This is a genomic window from Alsobacter ponti (assembly GCF_024294805.1).
GTDB classification, from domain to species: Bacteria; Pseudomonadota; Alphaproteobacteria; order Rhizobiales; family Beijerinckiaceae; genus Alsobacter; species Alsobacter ponti.
On record NZ_JANCLU010000014.1, the window covers coordinates 116,816 to 134,863 of the forward strand.

Annotated in this window: 16 protein-coding genes; 6 read left to right on the forward strand and 10 right to left on the reverse strand. The window is 70.1% G+C overall.

Annotated features, from left to right (window positions below):
• Nucleotides 1–36: 36 nt before the first annotated feature.
• On the forward strand, nucleotides 37–2,757 hold the full coding sequence (gene acnA / locus NK718_RS14855; protein WP_254743769.1) for an aconitate hydratase AcnA: 2,721 nt from the start codon (nucleotides 37–39) through the stop codon (nucleotides 2,755–2,757).
• Between the two features lie 140 nt (nucleotides 2,758–2,897).
• Nucleotides 2,898–3,635, forward strand: coding sequence for a DUF1223 domain-containing protein (locus tag NK718_RS14860; RefSeq protein WP_254743771.1), 738 nt, complete (start codon nucleotides 2,898–2,900; stop codon nucleotides 3,633–3,635).
• 6 nt (nucleotides 3,636–3,641) lie between these two features.
• Here NK718_RS14860 and tolB read toward each other — a convergent pair whose 3' ends face one another.
• From tolB to NK718_RS14910, 10 genes are all read right to left on the reverse strand, one after another.
• Nucleotides 3,642–4,976 (reverse strand): Tol-Pal system beta propeller repeat protein TolB, encoded by a 1,335-nt coding sequence (gene tolB, locus NK718_RS14865; protein ID WP_254743773.1) that lies wholly within the window; start codon nucleotides 4,974–4,976, stop codon nucleotides 3,642–3,644.
• A gap of 116 nt (nucleotides 4,977–5,092) precedes the next feature.
• Nucleotides 5,093–6,280, reverse strand: coding sequence for a cell envelope integrity protein TolA (gene tolA, locus NK718_RS14870; RefSeq protein WP_254743775.1), 1,188 nt, complete (start codon nucleotides 6,278–6,280; stop codon nucleotides 5,093–5,095).
• A 15-nt stretch (nucleotides 6,281–6,295) separates the two neighbouring features.
• A complete protein-coding gene (gene tolR / locus NK718_RS14875) occupies nucleotides 6,296–6,748 on the reverse strand; it encodes a protein TolR (RefSeq protein WP_254743777.1) in 453 nt (150 codons plus the stop codon).
• Between the two features lie 25 nt (nucleotides 6,749–6,773).
• A complete protein-coding gene (tolQ, locus tag NK718_RS14880; RefSeq protein WP_254743779.1) occupies nucleotides 6,774–7,493 on the reverse strand; it encodes a protein TolQ in 720 nt (239 codons plus the stop codon).
• A gap of 245 nt (nucleotides 7,494–7,738) precedes the next feature.
• A complete protein-coding gene (gene ybgC / locus NK718_RS14885) occupies nucleotides 7,739–8,146 on the reverse strand; it encodes a tol-pal system-associated acyl-CoA thioesterase (protein ID WP_254743781.1) in 408 nt (135 codons plus the stop codon).
• A gap of 3 nt (nucleotides 8,147–8,149) precedes the next feature.
• Complete coding sequence (gene ruvB, locus NK718_RS14890) at nucleotides 8,150–9,193, reverse strand: Holliday junction branch migration DNA helicase RuvB (protein ID WP_371877296.1); 1,044 nt, start codon at nucleotides 9,191–9,193, stop codon at nucleotides 8,150–8,152.
• Nucleotides 9,190–9,807, reverse strand: coding sequence for a Holliday junction branch migration protein RuvA (ruvA, locus tag NK718_RS14895; protein WP_254743783.1), 618 nt, complete (start codon nucleotides 9,805–9,807; stop codon nucleotides 9,190–9,192). The genes ruvB and ruvA overlap by 4 nt, the downstream gene beginning before the upstream one ends.
• Before the next feature lie 13 nt (nucleotides 9,808–9,820).
• A complete protein-coding gene (locus NK718_RS14900; protein WP_254743785.1) occupies nucleotides 9,821–10,462 on the reverse strand; it encodes an FMN-binding negative transcriptional regulator in 642 nt (213 codons plus the stop codon).
• Nucleotides 10,463–10,547: 85 nt separating this feature from the next.
• Nucleotides 10,548–11,069: a crossover junction endodeoxyribonuclease RuvC gene (gene ruvC, locus NK718_RS14905; RefSeq protein WP_254743787.1), complete on the reverse strand. Its 522-nt coding sequence runs from the start codon at nucleotides 11,067–11,069 to the stop codon at nucleotides 10,548–10,550.
• A gap of 67 nt (nucleotides 11,070–11,136) precedes the next feature.
• Complete coding sequence (locus tag NK718_RS14910) at nucleotides 11,137–11,745, reverse strand: arylesterase (RefSeq protein WP_254743789.1); 609 nt, start codon at nucleotides 11,743–11,745, stop codon at nucleotides 11,137–11,139.
• A 177-nt stretch (nucleotides 11,746–11,922) separates the two neighbouring features.
• Between NK718_RS14910 and NK718_RS14915 the strand changes: the two genes are divergently transcribed.
• The 4 genes from NK718_RS14915 (at nucleotide 11,923) to NK718_RS14930 (ending at nucleotide 17,938) form a co-directional block, all read left to right on the forward strand.
• Nucleotides 11,923–12,612 carry an ABC transporter ATP-binding protein gene (locus NK718_RS14915; protein ID WP_254743791.1) on the forward strand — a complete coding sequence of 230 codons (690 nt, stop codon included), beginning with the start codon at nucleotides 11,923–11,925 and terminating at the stop codon, nucleotides 12,610–12,612.
• A gap of 7 nt (nucleotides 12,613–12,619) precedes the next feature.
• Nucleotides 12,620–15,223, forward strand: a complete 2,604-nt coding sequence (locus NK718_RS14920) for an ABC transporter permease (RefSeq protein ID WP_254743793.1) — start codon at nucleotides 12,620–12,622, stop codon at nucleotides 15,221–15,223.
• Between the two features lie 194 nt (nucleotides 15,224–15,417).
• Nucleotides 15,418–16,206 carry a Bax inhibitor-1/YccA family protein gene (locus NK718_RS14925; protein WP_254743795.1) on the forward strand — a complete coding sequence of 263 codons (789 nt, stop codon included), beginning with the start codon at nucleotides 15,418–15,420 and terminating at the stop codon, nucleotides 16,204–16,206.
• Nucleotides 16,207–16,402: 196 nt separating this feature from the next.
• The gene (locus NK718_RS14930; protein WP_254743797.1) at nucleotides 16,403–17,938 is read left to right on the forward strand and encodes a M10 family metallopeptidase C-terminal domain-containing protein; all 1,536 of its coding nucleotides are present in this window, start codon (nucleotides 16,403–16,405) and stop codon (nucleotides 17,936–17,938) included.
• Nucleotides 17,939–18,048: the final 110 nt, after the last annotated feature.

Consider the following 18,048-nt stretch of genomic DNA (forward strand, 5'->3'; position numbering starts at 1 on the left):
GGCCGTCTGCCAACCGAACCCCGAGAGGATTTGCCCGTGTCTGTTTCACTCGACAGCTTCAACTGCCGCAAGAAGCTCAAGGTCGGCGCCAAGACCTACTACTATTACTCGCTGAAGGACGCCGAGAAGAACGGCCTGAAGGGCGCCGGCAGCCTGCCCTTCTCCCTCAAGGTCCTGCTCGAGAACCTTCTGCGCTTCGAGGACGGCCGCACGGTGACCAAGGAGGACATCCTGGCCACGGTCGAGTGGCTCGCCACCAAGGGCAAGTCCGAGCGCGAGATCGCCTTCCGCCCGGCCCGCGTGCTGATGCAGGACTTCACGGGCGTGCCGGCGGTGGTCGACCTCGCCGCCATGCGCGACGCCATGAAGTCGCTCGGCGCCGATCCCCGCAAGATCAACCCGCTGGTGCCCGTCGACCTCGTAATCGACCACTCGGTCATCGTCGACGAGTTCGGCACGCCGAAGGCGCTGAAGCAGAACGTGGCGCTCGAATACGCCCGCAACGGCGAGCGCTACAACTTCCTGCGCTGGGGCCAGAAGGCGTTCGAGAACTTCCGCGTGGTGCCGCCCGGCACTGGCATCTGCCATCAGGTGAACCTGGAGTACCTCGCCCAGACGGTGTGGACGAAGCGCGAGAGGGTGCGCAACGCCAAGGGCCGCATCGAGGTGCAGGAGACCGCCTATCCCGACACGCTGGTCGGCACGGACAGCCACACCACCATGGTGAACGGCATGGCGGTGCTGGGCTGGGGCGTCGGCGGCATCGAGGCCGAGGCGGCCATGCTCGGCCAGCCGATCTCGATGCTGATCCCCGAGGTCGTCGGCTTCAAGCTCACCGGCCGCATCCGCGAAGGCGTCACCGCCACGGACGTGGTGCTCACCGTCACGCAGATGCTGCGCAAGAAGGGCGTGGTCGGCAAGTTCGTCGAGTTCTTCGGCCCCGGCCTCGGCGCGCTGACGCTGGCGGACCGCGCGACCATCGCCAACATGGCGCCCGAGTACGGCGCGACCTGCGGCTTCTTCCCGGTCGACGCCGAGACGCTGGACTTCCTCAAGACCTCCGGCCGCCAGCCCGGCCGCGTCGCGCTGGTCGAGAAGTTCGCCAAGGCGCAGGGCATGTTCCGCACCCGCGCCACGCCGGACCCGGTGTTCACCGACACGCTGGAGCTGGACCTGTCGACGGTGCAGCCGTCGATCGCCGGGCCGAAGCGCCCGCAGGACCGCGTGCTGCTCGCCGAAGCCAGCAAGGGCTTCGCCGAGGCGCTCGCCGGCGAGTTCAAGAAGCCGGCCGCCGATCTGACGAAGCGCTTCCCCGTCGAGGGCAAGAACTTCGACCTCGGCAATGGCGACGTGGTGATCGCCGCCATCACCTCCTGCACCAACACGTCCAACCCGGGCGTGATGATCGCGGCGGGGCTGCTGGCGCGCAACGCCGTGGCGGCTGGCCTGACGGTGAAGCCGTGGGTGAAGACGTCGCTCGCGCCGGGCTCCCAGGTCGTGGCGGAGTACCTCGCCAAGTCCGGCCTGCAGAAGTCGCTCGACAAGCTCGGCTTCAACCTCGTCGGCTTCGGCTGCACCACGTGCATCGGCAACTCCGGCCCGCTGCCGTCCGAGGTTTCGAAGGCGATCAACGACAACGACCTCGTCGCCGCGGCCGTGCTCTCGGGCAACCGCAACTTCGAGGGCCGCGTCAATCCGGACGTGCGCGCCAACTACCTGGCCTCGCCGCCGCTGGTGGTCGCCTACGCGCTGGCCGGCTCGCTGCAGGTCGACCTCGCGAAGGAGCCGATCGGCGTCGACAAGAAGGGCAAGCCCGTCTACCTCAAGGACATCTGGCCGAGCTCGAAGGAAGTCGACGACACCATCCGCAAGACGGTGACGAAGGCGCTGTTCAAGGCCAAGTACGCCGACGTCTTCAAGGGCGACGCCAACTGGCGCAAGATCAAGGTCGAGGGCGGCCTCACCTACGGGTGGGACAACAGCTCGACCTACGTGCAGAACCCGCCTTATTTCGACGGCATGAAGGCCGAGCCGAAGCCGATCGAGGACATCAAGGGCGCGCGCATTCTCGGCCTGTTCCTCGACTCGATCACCACCGACCACATCTCCCCGGCCGGGTCGATCAAGGCGGCCTCGCCGGCCGGCAAGTACCTCATCGCCAACAAGGTCGAGCCGGCCGACTTCAACCAGTACGGCACGCGGCGCGGCAACCACGAGGTGATGATGCGGGGCACCTTCGCCAATATCCGCATCAAGAACCAGATGGTTCCCGGCGTCGAGGGCGGCGTCACCATCCACTACCCGGACGGCAAGCAGATGCCGATCTACGACGCGGCGATGAAGTACAAGAAGGAGAAGACGCCGCTCGTCGTCTTCGCCGGCAAGGAGTACGGCACCGGCTCGTCGCGCGACTGGGCGGCCAAGGGCACGACGCTGCTCGGCGTGCGCGCCGTCATCGCCCAGTCGTTCGAGCGCATCCACCGCTCCAACCTGGTCGGCATGGGCGTCATGCCGCTGGTGTTCCAGGAGGGCGAGTCCTGGCAGACGCTGGGCCTGAAGGGCGACGAGACGGTCTCGATCAAGGGCCTGTCCGCCGGCCTCAAGCCGCGCCAGACGCTGGAAGCCGAGATCACCTCGGCGGACGGCAAGACCCGCACGGTGAAGCTGATCTGCCGCATCGATACGCTCGACGAGCTCGAGTACTTCAACAATGGCGGCATCATGCAGTACGTGCTGCGCGGGCTCGCCGCGGCCTGACCGGCCCCGCACGGGACGAGACGAAAGCCGCCGGGGCGACCCGGCGGCTTTTTCATGGGCTCAACTCAAAGTGAGTTTCCCCGGCCCGGCGCTTTGCATAGGCTTCCGGGGATGTCGAACCACCGACCCGCGATCCAGTCATGACGCGGCGCGCGTTTATCGCGGCCGTGCTCGTCGGCGCGGCGGGCCTCGCCGAGGCCCGCGCCGAGCCGATCAGCACCGTGGTCGAGCTGTTCACCAGTCAGGGTTGTTCGTCGTGCCCGCCCGCCGACAAGCTGATCGCCGAGATCGTGGCGTCGGACCCGGCCGTGCTCGCGATCTCACTGCCGGTCGACTACTGGGATTACGTCGGCTGGAAGGACACGCTCGCCGACAAGAGCTTCACCGCCCGCCAGAAAGCTTATGGCGAGAGCCGGGGCGACCGGCAGGTCTACACGCCCCAGGCGGTGGTGGACGGGGTGGGACACGCCGTCGGCTCCGACAAGGCCGCGATCTTCGCCGCCGCCAAAGACGGCCACAGCCGCGCGGCGCTGTCCGTGCCCGTCTCGGTGGAGGCGGGGGCGGGGACGATCACCGTCAGCCTGCCCGAGGCGAAGGCCTCGCTGCGCAAGCCGGCCAGCGTCTACTTCGTGCCGGTGATGCGCCGGGTCGAGGTGGCCATCGGCAAGGGCGAGAACAAGGGCAAGACCATCGCCTACACCAACGTGGCGCGGGAGATGGCGCATCTCGGCGCGTGGGACGGCTCGCCCCGCGCTTTCCAGGTGCCGGCCTCCGCCGCCCGGATGCGCGGCGCGGATTCCTGGGTGGTGCTGGTGCAGGAGGGGACGCCCGAGCGTCCCGGCCTCATCCTCGGCGCGGCCAAGGGGCCGGGCCTCTAAAGCGCCTCAGTTCAGCAGCGGCGACCAGGCCGGGTCGGAGGCGTAGCCCGGCGAGGGCACCGGCACCTCGACGCGGCCGGTGGTGTCGACCATGAACAGCCGCGCGCCGGAATTGCCGCCCGCGTCGCGGAAGAACATCAGGTAGCGGCCGTTCGGCGCCCAGGTCGGGCCCTCGTTGTGGAAGCCCTCGGTGAGGATGCGCTCGCCCGAGCCGTCCGGCTTCATGATGCCGATGGCGAAGGTGCCGCCCTTCTGCCGCGTGAAGGCGATGTAGTCGCCGCGCGGGGACCACACCGGGGTGGAGTAGCGGCCTTCGCCGAACGAGATGCGCCGGGCCGCGCCGCCGCCGGCCGGCATGACGTAGATCTGCTGCGCGCCGCCGCGGTCGGATTCGAACGTGATCTGCGAGCCGTCCGGCGAGTAGGAGGGCGAGGTGTCGATGGCCGCCGTGTCGGTGAGGCGCGTCGTCTGGCGCGAGCGCAGGTCCATGACGAACAGGTTGGTCGACGCGCCCTGCGCCAGGCTCATGACGATCTTCTGCCCGTCCGGCGAGAAGCGCGGCGCGAAGGTCATGCCCGGGAAGTTGCCGACGATCTCGCGCTGCCCGGTCTCGATGTTCAGCAGGTAGACCTTGGGGTCTGAACCGCCGAACGACATGTAGGTCACTTCCTGGCTGTTGGGCGAGAAGCGCGGCGTCACCACCAGGTCGTCGCCGCGCGTCAGGTAGCGGACGTTGAAGCCGTCCTGGTCCATCAGGGCCAGCCGCTTCTTGCGGTTGTCCTTCGGGCCGGTCTCGTCGACGAACACGACGCGGCTGTCGAAGAAGCCTTTGTCGCCGGTCAGGCGCGAATAGATCGCGTCCGAAATGATGTGGGCGACGCGCCGCCAGTTGTTGGGATCGGTGAAATATTGCTGGCCGGTGAGTTGCTGGCCGGCGAACACGTCCCACAGGCGGAACTCGGCCTTGAAGCGGCCGGAGGGGTCGCGCGTGATGCGCCCCGTCACCAGCGCCTGGGCGTTGATGACCTTCCAGCTGTCGAACTGCGGCGCGACCTCGGAGTTCGTCGTCTTCTCGACGAAGGCCTTCTTGTCGATCGGCGCGAACACGCCGGAGCGGCGCAGATTGTTGGTGATGACGGCCGAGATCTGCGCGCCGAGATTGGGGTCGGTGCCGCCGAAATCGGTGATGGCGATCGGCATGGGCTGGAAATTGCCCCGGTCCACCGTGATCGAGATCTCGGCGCGGGCCGGCGTCGGCGGCGTGGCCAGGACGGTGGCGGCGAGGGCAGCGAGGGCCGCGGTGGCGGCGCGGGCGAAAAGGTGCATCGGGCGGACCGTCATCGAGGAGGACAAAGAGGAAGGCGGGCGGGGCGTCGCGGCGCGGTCGAGCGCGCGCCGGCGCAACGCAGGTAGCGCCGGGTCGCGGCGAAAGCATGACCGGCGGTCCGTCTCATCGCTCAGGCGCCCTCCGGCTCGAAGGTGATGTTCCATTCGCGCCAGTCCTCGTAGGTCTCGGGCGTGGCGAGGTCGCGCGGCAGGTTGAACGGCGAGCAGCGTCGCACGGCGCGCACGGCGCTCTCCGCCACCGTCATGAACATCGGATCGGAGGAGGCGTTCAGGATGGTCGGCACGCCGACCACCGCGCCGTCGCGGCCGATCTCGATATGCAGGCGCGGCTTCAGGTTCGGCGTTCCGGCCGCTCCGGCGGGAACGTTCCAGCACTCGCGCATGCGATCCTTGATGTACTCGCCGAGCCGGCCTTTCTGGCTCGGGTTCAGCTTCAGCCCGGTGGCGTTGGGCGTGCCGATGGAGGCGGTGCGGTTGACCTCCCGACCGGTCGAGGGCGCCTGCTGCGGCTTCTCCTTGGAAGTCAGCAGCTTCTCGATCTGCGACGGGTCGAACTTGGCGTCGGGCTTGGGCGGGGCCTTCGGCTTCGGCGGCTCGGCGGCGAGCTTCCTCGCTTCCTCGGCTTTGGCCTTCGCCTCCGCCTCGGCCTTGGCCTTCGCCTCGGCGTCCGCCTTGGCCTTGGCCTCGCGCGCCTTGGCTTCCGCGAGAGCCTTGGCTTCCGCCTCCGCTTTCGCCTTGGCGTCGGCCTTCGCCTTGGCCTCGCGGGCCCTGGCTTCGGCCTCGGCCTTGGCGAGGGCCTCGGCTTCGGCCTTGTCTTCCGCCGCCTTGGCTTCCGCGTCGGCCTTGGCCTTCGCCTCGGCGCGCGCCTTGGCTGCCTCGGCGGCCTTCGCGGCGGCGGCAGCGGCCGCCTGCGCCTTGGCGTCGGCTTCCGCCTTCGCCTCGGCCTCGGCCTTGGCGTCGGCTTCGGCGGTCAGGTCGCGCGGGCGCTCGGGCGGCAGCGGCTCCGCGGCGGCCTCGGTGGGCACGTCGCGCTTGGCGTCCTGGCTGTTGGGCTTCGTCTCCTGAACGTCCGCGACCTTGTCGACGCGCGGCTTGGGGTCCGGCTTCGGCGTCTTGGCGTCGCGTTCGCCCTTGGTGATCTGGTTCAGCTCGTCGGCGGTGACGATTTCGACGGCCAGCGATTCCTGCGCGTCCTCGAACTTCGCGGTGCTGCTGAAGGCGACGAGCGTCGCCGCGAGCAGCGCGAAGTGCGCGACGCCCGAGACGAGGAAGCCTGGCTGGGACCGGTCGAACTTCACGCCGCGCCCGTGTCCTTATTTCTTCTGGTCGGGCTCGGTGACGAGCGCGACCTTGCGATAGCCGGCGGCGTTGATGACGGACATCACCTCCGCCACCTTGCCGTAAGCGATGGCCTTGTCGCCGCGCACATAGATGCGGTCGTCCTGGGCCGTCTTGGCGATGGCCTGCAGCTTGGGGACGATCTCGTCCATGCCGATGGGCGTCTCCATCAAATAGATCTTGCCGTCGGCCCGCACCGAGACGGTGAGCGGCTGCTTCTCGATGTTGAGCGCGGCGGCCTTGGTCTGCGGCAGGTCGAGCGGCACGCCGACGGTGAGCAGCGGCGCGGCGACCATGAAGATGATGAGCAGCACGAGCATGACGTCGATGAACGGCGTCATGTTGATCTCGGACATCGGCCGGTGGCGGCGGCCGGCGCGGCGGCGGCGGCTGGGCGCGGCTCCCGAGGCGGCGGCGGACATTCCCATGAGGCGAACTCCTGCGCGGCGGCGGTCAGGCCGCGATCCGCTCGTCGATCTGGCGGGACAGGATGGCCGAGAACTCGTCGGCGAACCCCTCCAGCCGCGCCTGCTGCTTGGCGGCCTCCGCCTGCAGCTTGTTGTAGGCGATCACCGCCGGGATGGCGGCGAACAGGCCGATGGCGGTGGCGAACAACGCTTCGGCGATGCCCGGCGCGACGACGGCCAGCGAGGTGTTCTTGGAGGCCGCGATGGAGCGGAACGAGGTCATGATGCCCCACACCGTGCCGAACAGGCCGATAAAGGGGGCCGAGGAGCCGATGGTGGCCAGCACGAGCAGCTTGGACTCCAGCCGCTCCACCTCGCGTGCGATGCTGACGTCCAACACCTTGTCGATGCGCTGGGCGAGGCCGGCGAAGGCGCGGCTCGAACCCTCGAAGGACCGCTTCCACTCGCGCATCGCGGCGACGAACACCGAGGCCATGCTGGTAGTGTGGCGCTCGGCCAGCGTGCGGTACAGCTCCTCCAGCGACTGGCCGGACCAGAAGATCTCCTCGAACCGGTCCATCGAGCGGCGGCTGCGCGAGAACAGAAGCGTCTTGTCGATGATGATCGCCCAGCACCAGACCGAGGCCGCGAGCAGGCCGAGCATGACGAACTTCACGACGAAATGCGCGCCCCAGAACATGGACCAGAGCGAGATTTCGGCGCCGGGGGCGGCGAGGCCCTGGGTCACCACGTCGGTCGCGTTCATCGGCTAGGGTCCTCTCGTGCTGGCGGGTCCGGCCCGTGGCCGGGACTGGACCCCGGCCGGGCGCAATCCGTCTCGCTGCCGGGCGGGGCTGACGGAACGGGACGTATCGGCGGTTCCGTTCAGTCGCCTTCGAATCCGGCGAAACGAGGGCGCTTCCCCGGCCACGCGCCGCGTCAGCTCCCCGGACGAGTTAAGCGGGCGTCAGGGTTAACAGCGCGTTAGCGCCGGCCCCGGAGGGCTGGATTTCACGCGTCCGGGCCGCCGGAAAGGGCGGCGCGGATGGCGGGCGGCAGGCGCGCCGGCCGGCCGTCGACGACGCCGGCCACCAGCACCTCGGCCGTCACCAGCGTCTCGTCGCCACGCAGCACGCGCTGGCGCATCGTCATCGACGCGCCGCGCAGCTCGCCCGCCCGGGTCTCGACGGTGACGATGTCGTCCATCCGCGCCGGCTTCAGCCAGTCGATGGTCATGCGCCGCACCACGAAGTGGAAGGCGTGCGCGCCGTGCAGGTCGCCCTGCCCGATGCCGGCCTCGCGCAGCAGGTCCGTCCGCCCCCGCTCCATGAAGCGCAGATACGAGGCGTGGTAGACGACGCCGGTGAAGTCGGTGTCTTCATAGTAGACGCGGATGGAGAGCGTGTGGACCGGCGCCACGGGCTATTCCTCGCCCTCGTCGAACAGGCCGAACTGGGCCACGGGGCGCGCCGGCTCGGCGAGGCCGAGATGGCGGAAGGCGTGGGGGGTGAGCACGCGCCCGCGCGGCGTGCGCTGCAGGAAGCCCTGCTGCAGCAAATAGGGCTCGATGATGTCCTCGATGGCGTCGCGCGGCTCCGACAGCGCCGCCGCGATGGTCTCGATGCCCACCGGCCCGCCGCCAAAATTGACGGCGACCAGCTCCAGGTAGCGGCGGTCCATCAGGTCGAGCCCGATGGAGTCGACGTCGAGGAACTGCAGCGCGCGGTCGGCGGCGACGCGATCGACGCGCTCCACCCCGTCGACCACGGCGAAGTCGCGCACGCGGCGCAGCAGCCGGCCGGCGATGCGCGGCGTGCCGCGCGCCCGGCGGGCGATTTCGTTGGCGCCGTCCGGCGTCATCGGCACGCCGAGAACGCGCGCGCCCCGGCTGACGATCAGCTCCAGCTCCTCGACCGTGTAGAAGTTGAGGCGGATCGGGATGCCGAAGCGGTCGCGCAGCGGCGTGGTCAGCAGCCCGGCGCGCGTCGTCGCGCCGACCAGGGTGAATTTGGCGAGGTCGATCTTCACCGAGCGCGCCGCCGGCCCCTCGCCGATGATGAGGTCGAGCTGGTAGTCCTCCATCGCCGGGTAGAGGATTTCCTCGACCGCCGGGTTGAGGCGGTGAATCTCGTCGATGAAGAGGACGTCGCGCTCCTCGAGGTTGGTGAGCTGGGCGGCGAGGTCGCCTGCCTTGGCGATCACCGGGCCGGACGTCGAGCGGAAATTAACGCCGAGCTCCCGCGCCACGATCTGCGCCAGAGTCGTCTTGCCGAGGCCCGGCGGGCCGACGAACAGCACGTGGTCGAGGGCCTCGCCGCGCGTCCGGGCGGCCTCGATGAACACTTTCAGATTGGCGCGCGCGGCGGCCTGGCCGACGAAATCGTCCAGCACCAGCGGGCGGATCGAGGTCTCCAGGTCGTCTTCGCGCTTCTCCGGCGTGACGAGGCGGCGGGGCGGGGAGCTCACTTCGCCATCTCCTTCAGCCCGAGCCGGATGAGCTGCGGCGCCTCGGCCGCATCGCCCGCCACGCGCAGCGCCGCGGCGACGGCGGCGGAGGCCTGGGCCTGCGGATAGCCGAGATTGACGAGCGCCGAGACGGCGTCGGCGACCGGCCTCGGCGCGCCGCGCTCCTCGATCTGCCCGGCGAGGCGCACGACCAGCGGGTCAACCGCGCCGAACACAGGGGCCTTGTCCTTCAGTTCGGCGACGATGCGGGCCGCCAGCTTGGGGCCGACGCCGGGCGCGCGGGCCACCATCGCCTTGTCCTGCGTGCCGATGGCGGTGGCGAGGTTGCCCGGGTCGAGAATGGAGAGGATGCCGAGCGCCACCTTGGAGCCGACGCCCTGCACGGTCTGCAGCAGGCGAAACCACTCGCGCTCGGCGTCGGTGCGGAAGCCGAACAGGCGGATCGCGTCCTCGCGGACCTGCGTCTCGATGGACAGCACCGCCGCCTCGCCGGCCTGCGGCAGCGCCTGCAGCGTCTTGGCCGAGCACTGCACGACGTAGCCGACGCCGTGCACATCGAGGATGACGTGGTCCTCTCCGTAGCTATCGATGACGCCCTTGAGCTTGCCGATCATGTGAGCTTGCCGATCATGCGCCCGTCCGGCCCTTCGCCACCAGCGCCGCCATGGCGGCGGCCGCGTCCGTCCCGATCTCGCCGAGCCCGGCGACGACGCCGGCGCGGTCGGCCTCGGGGCGGTTCTGGCTGACCTTCCACTTGCCGTCCAGCGCCTCGAGCGCGATCTCGATGCCGACGATGCCCTTGACCTGGCCGGCGAGGAAGTCGGCCGGGGCGTCGTCCACCGCCCAGGGCGCGGCGCGGCTTCCCTCCATCTGCCCGGTCAGGGCGCGGATCTGCGCGTGCAGCCAGGCGGGATCTTCGATGGCGCGCGCCGTGCCGCGCGCCTGCGCCATGGCGTAGTTCCAGGTCGGCACCACCTTCCCGGTCTCGGCCTTGGTGGCGTACCAGGAGGGGGTGACGTAATGCTCCGGCCCCTGGAAGACGACGAGGGCGGGGCAGCCGCCGACGCAGTCGCGCCATTGCGGATTGGCGCGCGCCACGTGGCCGCGCAGCACGCCCGGTCCCGGCCCATCGGCGTCGAGCACGAACGGGATGCCGTTGGCGATCAGGCCGCCCGCCCCGGCGGTGACGAAGAGGCCGAACGGGTTCTCGCGGATCAGCGCGTGCTGGCGCTCGCGGTCCGTCTCGCGGAAGAGGGGCGGCTGGTACATGGCGGGAGCGCGGCCTTGGGGATTCGGAGTCGGGCGGATTCTAGTTCCCTTTTCGTTCGAAGGGAATCCGCCGACCGGGGGAAATTCAGCGCACGCGGGCGAGCAGGTCCCGCTCCAGCGCCCGCGCGCCGCGGTGCTGGGCGTGGGTGAGGGCGATGGCCAGCGCGTCGGCTGCGTCGGTGGTGCGCGGGTCGGCCTTGGGCAGCAGCACGCGCACCATCATGTGGATCTGGTCCTTCTCGGCATGGCCCGCGCCGACGATGGTCTTCTTGACGAGGTTGGGCGCATACTCGGCCACCGGCAGGCCCGCCTGGGCCGGGGCCAGCATGGCGACGCCGCGCGCCTGGCCGAGCTTCAGCGTCGCCCGCGCATCCTTGTTGACGAAGGTTTCCTCGATGGCGACCTCGTCGGGCCGCAATGCATGGATCACCGCCGCGATGCCCTCGTGCAGCTGGCGCAGCCGGTCGGCGAGGTGAAGGTCGCCGTCCGAGTGCACCGTGCCGCAATCCACGAAGGACAGCCGCGTCCCCAACGCCTCGATCAGCCCCCAGCCGGTGTTGCGGAGGCCGGGGTCGATGCCGAGGATGCGAATCGGTGCGTGAGCCATGCCGACAGACATAGCCCCGTTCGCGTCAACGGCGAATGAAAGAGGGGCGTGGAGAGGCGGCCCCGCCTCAGTCCTTGCGCGCCACCCCGGTAAGGAAGGCGGCGACGGTCGGCAGGATGCGCGAGACCATGACGCGCACGCCATCCGGGTTGGGGTGGACGCGGTCGGCGAGGTTCAGCTTCGGATCGCCGACGATGCCGTCGAGGAAGAAGGGATAGAGCGTCACGCCGTACTTGCCAGCGAGATCGGGGTAGATGGCGTCGAAGGCCCGCGTGTAGTCCGCGCCCAGGTTCCGCGGGGCGTACATGCCGGCCAGCATCACGGCGATGCCGCGCGCCTTCAGGCGCGACACGATCTGCTCCAGCGCCGAGCGGGTGCCGGAGGGGTCGAGGCCGCGCAGCGCGTCGTTGGCGCCGAGCGCCACGATGACGGCGTCGGTGCCGTCGGGCACCGACCAGTCGAGCCGCGCGAGGCCCTGGGCCGCGGTGTCGCCGGACACGCCGGCATTGGCGATCTCCACCTTCAGGCCCTGGGCCTTCAGCTCCTTCTCCAACACCGACGGGAAGGCGGCGGCGGCCGGAAGCTGATAGCCCGCCGTGAGGCTGTCGCCGAGCGCGACGACACGCAGGGGACGGGTCTGGGCGGTTGCGGGGACGGCGGAAAAGAACAAGCTCATGACAAGAAGCACCGCGGCGGCAAGGCGGCCGGCGAGGCCGGCGAAGACAGGTCGGGGCTGGATGAAGCCCGGCGGCCCCCCATATGAAGGTGCAGCCGAGGCCAGGGCTTCGTCACGGAGGGGCCGTCCGGTGGGGTATGTCGCGCGCATGGCGCTGAGATTGGGACGGTAGGCCGGATGGTCAAGGCGATCGAACTTCACGATGTCGAATTGAGCCTCGGGCGCGGCGCGGCCCGCGTCCACATCCTCAAGGGCGTGTCGCTGGCGGTCGAGCGCGGCGAGGCGATCGGCCTCGTCGGTCCCTCGGGCTCGGGCAAGTCGACGCTGCTGATGACCATGGCCGGCCTGGAGCGGCCGGACTCGGGCACGGTGCGGATCGACGGCGAGGACCTGGCGCCGCTCGACGAGGACGCGCTGGCGCGCTTTCGCGGCCGGCGGATCGGCATCGTCTTCCAGTCGTTCCACCTGCTTCCGACCATGACGGCGCTGGAGAACGTCGCCGTGCCGCTGGAGCTCGCCGGCGCTTCGGACGCCTTCGCCCGCGCCCGCGCCGAACTGGAGGCTGTGGGGCTGGGCGCGCGGCTGTCGCACTATCCGGCCCAGTTGTCGGGCGGCGAGCAGCAGCGCGTCGCGCTGGCGCGCGCGCTCGCCCCCGACCCCGCCATCCTCGTCGCCGACGAGCCGACCGGCAATCTCGACGAGGCGACCGGCGCGCAGATCGTCGATCTGCTGCTCGCCATGAAGCGCGAGCGCGGTGCGACGCTCGTGCTGGTGACGCACGACCAGAGCCTCGCCCGGCGCTGCGACCGGACCATCGCGCTGCGCTCCGGCCGCATCGAGCGGGCGGGCGAGCCGGCTTTGGCGTGAGGCGCGCATGAGCGACACCATCGCCCCCGGCGGCGCGCGGGCCGCCGCCCCCGCGCCCGACGCGGTCTCGACGCTGGCCGTGACCCTGCGCTTCGCGCTGCGCAATTTGCGCGGCGGCGTCCGGGGCTTCGGCGTGTTCCTGGCCTGCATCGCGCTCGGCGTCGCGTCCATCGCCGGCGTCGGCTCGGTGGCGCGTTCGCTCTCCGACGGGCTGGCCTCGCAGGGCCGGCTGATCCTCGGCGGCGACGTCGCCGCCAGCCTGCTCCAGCGCGAGGCGACGCCGGAGGAGCTCGCCTTCCTGCGCGCGCGCGGCCAGGTGAGCAGCGTGGCGACGCTGCGCTCCATGGTGCGCACGGCCGACGCGCGCACCGCGCTGGTCGAGCCGAAGGCCGTCGATCCCGCCGCCTATCCCGCCATCGGCTCGCTCGCCGTGGAGCCGCCCCTGTCCAACGACCAGTTGTTCGCGCCGCGCGACGGCGTCTGGGGCGCCGCGGCGGACCAGACGCTGTTCTCCCGCCTCGACCTCAAGCCGGGCGACCGCGTGAAGATCGGCGAGGCCGAGGTCGAGCTGCGCGCCGTGCTGCTGTCGGAGCCCGACAAGCTGGTGGCCGGCATCGGCTTCGGTCCGCGCCTGCTGCTGTCGCAGGACGCGCTGCGCGCCTCCGGCCTGCTCGCACCGGGCAGTTTGGTGCGCTGGACCTACCGGCTGACGCTGCCGCCGGGCGAGGCCGACGACGCCGGGCTGGCGCGCTTCATCGAGGCGGTGCGGGTAGGTCTGCCCGATTCCGGCTTCGAAACGCGCTCGCGCGTCAACGCCGCCCCGCAGTTCCAGCGCAATATCGAGCGTTTCGCGCAGTTCCTGACGCTGGTCGGCCTCGCGGCCCTGGTCGTCGGCGGCGTCGGCGTGGCCAACGCCGTCTCCGCCTATGTCGAGCGCCGCCGCGCCTCGATGGCGACGCTCAAGAGCCTGGGGGCGACGGGCGGGCGCGTCTTCGCCATCTCGCTGGTCGAGATCATGGTGCTGGCCGCGCTCGGCACGCTCATCGGCCTCGCCGTGGGCGCGGCGCTGCCCTACGTCGCCTCCGCGACCGCCGGCGCGCTGCTGCCCACCCCGATCGAGCCTCACGTCTATTTGCGCGAGCTGGCGCAGGGCGCGCTCTATGGCCTGCTGACGGCGCTCTCCTTCGCGCTGTGGCCGCTCGGCCGCGCCCACGACGTGCCCGTCTCGGCGCTGTTCCGTGACCAGGTGGACCCTGACAGCCACGGGCCGCGCTGGCGCTACCGGATCATGGTCGGCCTTGCCGTCGCGGCGCTGGCGGGCAGCGCGGTGTGGCTCTCCTTCGACAGGCGCATCGCGCTCGCCGCTGTCATCGGCACGGCCGGCTCCTTCGTGCTGCTGCGCCTCGTCGCGGTGTCGCTGATGGCGCTCGCCGCGCGCGTGCCGCGCCCGCGGCGCACCGAGCTGCGCATGGCGGTGGCCAACATCCACCGCCCCGGCGCGCTGACGCCCTCGCTGGTGCTGTCGCTGGGCCTGGGCGTGACGCTGCTCGTCACGCTGGCGCTGATCGACTCGACCATCCGCTCGCAGCTCGAGCGGTCCATCCCGGCGCGCGCGCCGAGCTTCTTCTTCCTCGACGTGCCGAGCGGCGAGGCGCAGCGCTTCGACGCCTTCCTCGCGCGCGAGGCCCCCGACGCGAAGCTCGAGCGCGTGCCGATGATGCGCGGACGGGTGACGGCCCTGAAGGGCGTACCGGTCGCCGAGGTGAAGGCGGCCGAAAACGCCGCCTGGGTTCTGGAGGGCGACCGCGGCATCACCTTCTCCGCCACGCCGCCGGAGGGCTCCACCGTCGTCGAGGGCGCGTGGTGGCCGGCCGACTACGCCGGCAAGCCGCTGGTCTCCTTCGACGCCGAGCTGGCGCATGGGCTGGGGCTCGGCATCGGCGACGCCGTCACCGTCAACGTGCTCGGCCGCAACATCACCGCGACGGTCGCCAATCTGCGCCGCGTGGAGTGGCAGACGCTCGGCATCAACTTCGTCATGGTGTTCTCGCCGAACAGCTTCGCCGGCGCGCCGCACACCAACCTCGCGACGCTGGCCTTCCCCGGAGGGCAGGACGCGGCGCGCGAGGGCCGGCTGGCGGGGGCGGCGGGGCGCGAGTTCCCCAACGTCACCACCGTGCGCGTCAAGGACGCGCTGGACGCCATCAACGAGGTGGTGGCGCAGCTCGCCGTGGCGATCCGCGGCGCCAGCTCGGTGGCGCTGGTCGCCGCCGTGCTGGTGCTGGGCGGTGCGCTCGCCGCCGGCCATCGCTCGCGCGTCTACGACGCGGTGGTGCTGAAGACGCTCGGCGCGACGCGGATGCGGCTGCTCGCCGCCTTCCTGCTGGAATACGGGCTGCTCGGCCTTGCCTCGGCGGTGTTCGGCGCGCTGGCGGGCGCCGGGGCGGCGTGGTGGGTGCTGACGCGCGTGATGCGGCTTGGATTCGAGTGGCATTTCGCCGGCCCGCTGGCGATCGCTGTGTCCGCCATCGCCGTCACCATCGTGCTCGGACTTGTGGGGACCTGGCGTATTCTGGGACAAAAGCCCGCGCCTTATCTGCGGAATCTTTAAGTATTGCGCCAAATTGGACTGGGGTGCCGGAATCCAGAGTTCCTGCTTTTTTGACGGGCCCGCGGCGGTAAGCTTGCGCGCTGGAGCGGACCATTGCGTTCGCCCTTGATTTTCCCCAAACCGCCCTCATATTCGAACGAACCCCGGGAAAACCGGTGGGAGGGAAACCGAATCCGCTCTTCGAGAGGACTCAAATGTCTAACTACGAACGCAACGCCGCCGCCCCGTTCGGAGGCGTCGCCCGGGCCGGAACAGCCGAGTACGACGTAGGCCTGCGCGCCTACATGCTCGGCATCTACAACTACATGACCCTGGCGCTGGCGGTCTCCGCGCTCGTTGCGCTCGGCGTGTTCAAGCTGTCGGTGACCGGCGACGCCGCCGGCGCGGCGGCGCGCATCGGCGCCAACATGTACCTGACGGGCTTCGGCTACGCGCTGTTCGTCAGCCCGCTGAAGTGGCTCGTGATGCTCGCGCCGCTCGGCTTCGTCTTCTTCCTCTCGTTCCGTTTCGAGAGGATGAGCCAGAGCGCCCTGCTCGGGACCTTCCTCGCCTTCGCGGCGACGATGGGCCTGTCGCTCGGCACGATCTTCATGGTCTACACGACGGCCAGCGTCGTGCAGGTGCTGTTCATCACGGCCGCCGCGTTCGGCGCGCTGTCGCTGTACGGCTACACGACGAAGCGCAGCCTGTCGGCGATGGGCGCGTTCCTGGTGATGGGCCTGTTCGGCCTGATCATCGCCAGCCTCGTCAACCTGTTCGTGCAGAGCTCGGCGATGCAGTTCGGCATCAGCGTGCTCGGCGTGCTGATCTTCGCCGGCCTGACCGCGTGGGACACGCAGAAGCTCAAGGAGCAGTACGACTACGTGGCCGGCAGCGGCGAACTGATGGCGAAGTCGTCGATCATGGGCGCGCTGACGCTCTACCTCGACTTCATCAACATGTTCCAGTTCCTGCTGGCGCTGTTCGGCAATCGCAACAACTGAGCCGACCGCCCGTACCCCGAACCGAAGCCCCGGCGCGAGCCGGGGCTTTTTTTGTGCGCGGCGCGCCGTTCGGCGGGCGAAGCTTACAAATCGGTCAGGTGAATAACGTCGAGTGGACAACTTTTGCGCGTGGACGTTCTAATTGCCGGACCGGAGGCGGATGGCCTCCGAAGCGCGTCGAACGAGCGGGGCCGCCATGTCCGACACCACTCCCACCGGGAATATCTACCTCGACTCGCTGCTTTGGCTGACGCCGACCAACCCCTGGGGAACCACGGCGTCGACCCCGGTCAGCTTCGCGTTCGGCGGTCCGGGCGACTACCACATCGTCGATCCCGAACCCGGCAGCCAGGACACGCTGACCGCGACGGCCTGGAGTGCGTCGCGCGGGCCGCAGGGGACGAGCTGGACGCTGCCGAACGGCGACGTCGTGGCCCTGAACGGCGTTACCGGTGAGCAGGCCGCCGTGCTCATCGCGCTGCACGCCTGGATCGCGCCGACCAATGTGAACCTGTCCCAGACCTCCGACGTCGCGAACGCCGACTTCAAGTTCCTCGTCACCGACGAGACCCACATGCGGGACTACTGGAGCGGCACGCCGGGGGTGATGGCCTTCTCGGAGCTTCCCTACGACTACGGGCCGAACTACGGCGTGTTCGAGCAGGGCTACACGCCGGGCTATGCCGTGTTCAACCAGCAGGGCTATGGCTGGACCTCCACCGGCCTGCTGCCGGGCGGCGAAGGCTATGTCACGGCGCTGCACGAGATCGGCCATCTCTTCGGCCTCGATCATCCCTGGGACGAGGGCGGCCACTACCTCGTCAACGGCCAGCCGACCGGCGCGCCCGAGCCCTATTTCCCCGGCGCGACCAACGCCAACAAGCTCGGCGACTGGGACCTGAACCAGGGCGTGTTCACCACCATGACCTACAATGACGGCTGGAAGACTCAGCCGCCGAAAGGCGTGGACTGGGGCTACCAGATCGGTCCCGGCGCGTTCGACATCGCCGCCATGCAGACGCTCTACGGGTCCAACCCCAACTATCACGCCCAGGGCGACAGCTACGTGCTGCCGGGCGCCAATGTCGCCGGCACGGGCTGGTGGTGCCTGTACGACACCGGCGGCACGGACACGATCCGCGCCCCGTCCACTGCGGGAGCCTGCGTCATCGACCTGCGCGCCGCGACGCTCGTGGAGAACGACCCGGGGGCGGGCGGCTACGTGTCGTGGGTGAAGGGCATCGCCGGCGGCTTCACCATCGCCCACGGCGTCGTCATCGAGAACGCGACCGGGGCCGGCGGGGGCGACAGCCTCACCGGCAACGACGTCGCCAATACGCTCACTGGCAACGGAGGGGCGGACACGCTCGACGGAAACGGCGGCGCCGATGTGCTGGTCGGCGGCGGCGGCGCGGACCGCTTCGACTTCCACGCCCTGGCGGATTTCCGCACGGCGTCCGGGGTGCGGTGCGACGACACGGTCACGGATTTCCGATCCGGCACCGACCATTTCGACTTCCGCGGCTTCGACGCGAGCCTCGCCGACGGGTTGCAGGCGGTCAGCTTCGTCTTCGTCGGCTCCGCCGCCTTCACCGCCGGCGACAAGACCACCGCCGAACTGCGCTTCGCCAACCACGTGCTGTCCGGCGACGTGGACAATGACGGCGTCGCCGACTTCCAGATCCACCTCGACACGGTCTCGAAACTCGTCGCCAGGGATTTTTATCTGTAGGTGCGGGCCAAGCGATAGCGCAAAGGGCGGACGCCAGTCCGCCCGTTCCCGGAACCCCGGAGCGATAGCGCAAAGGGCGGACACCAGTCCGCCCGTTCCCGGAACCCCGG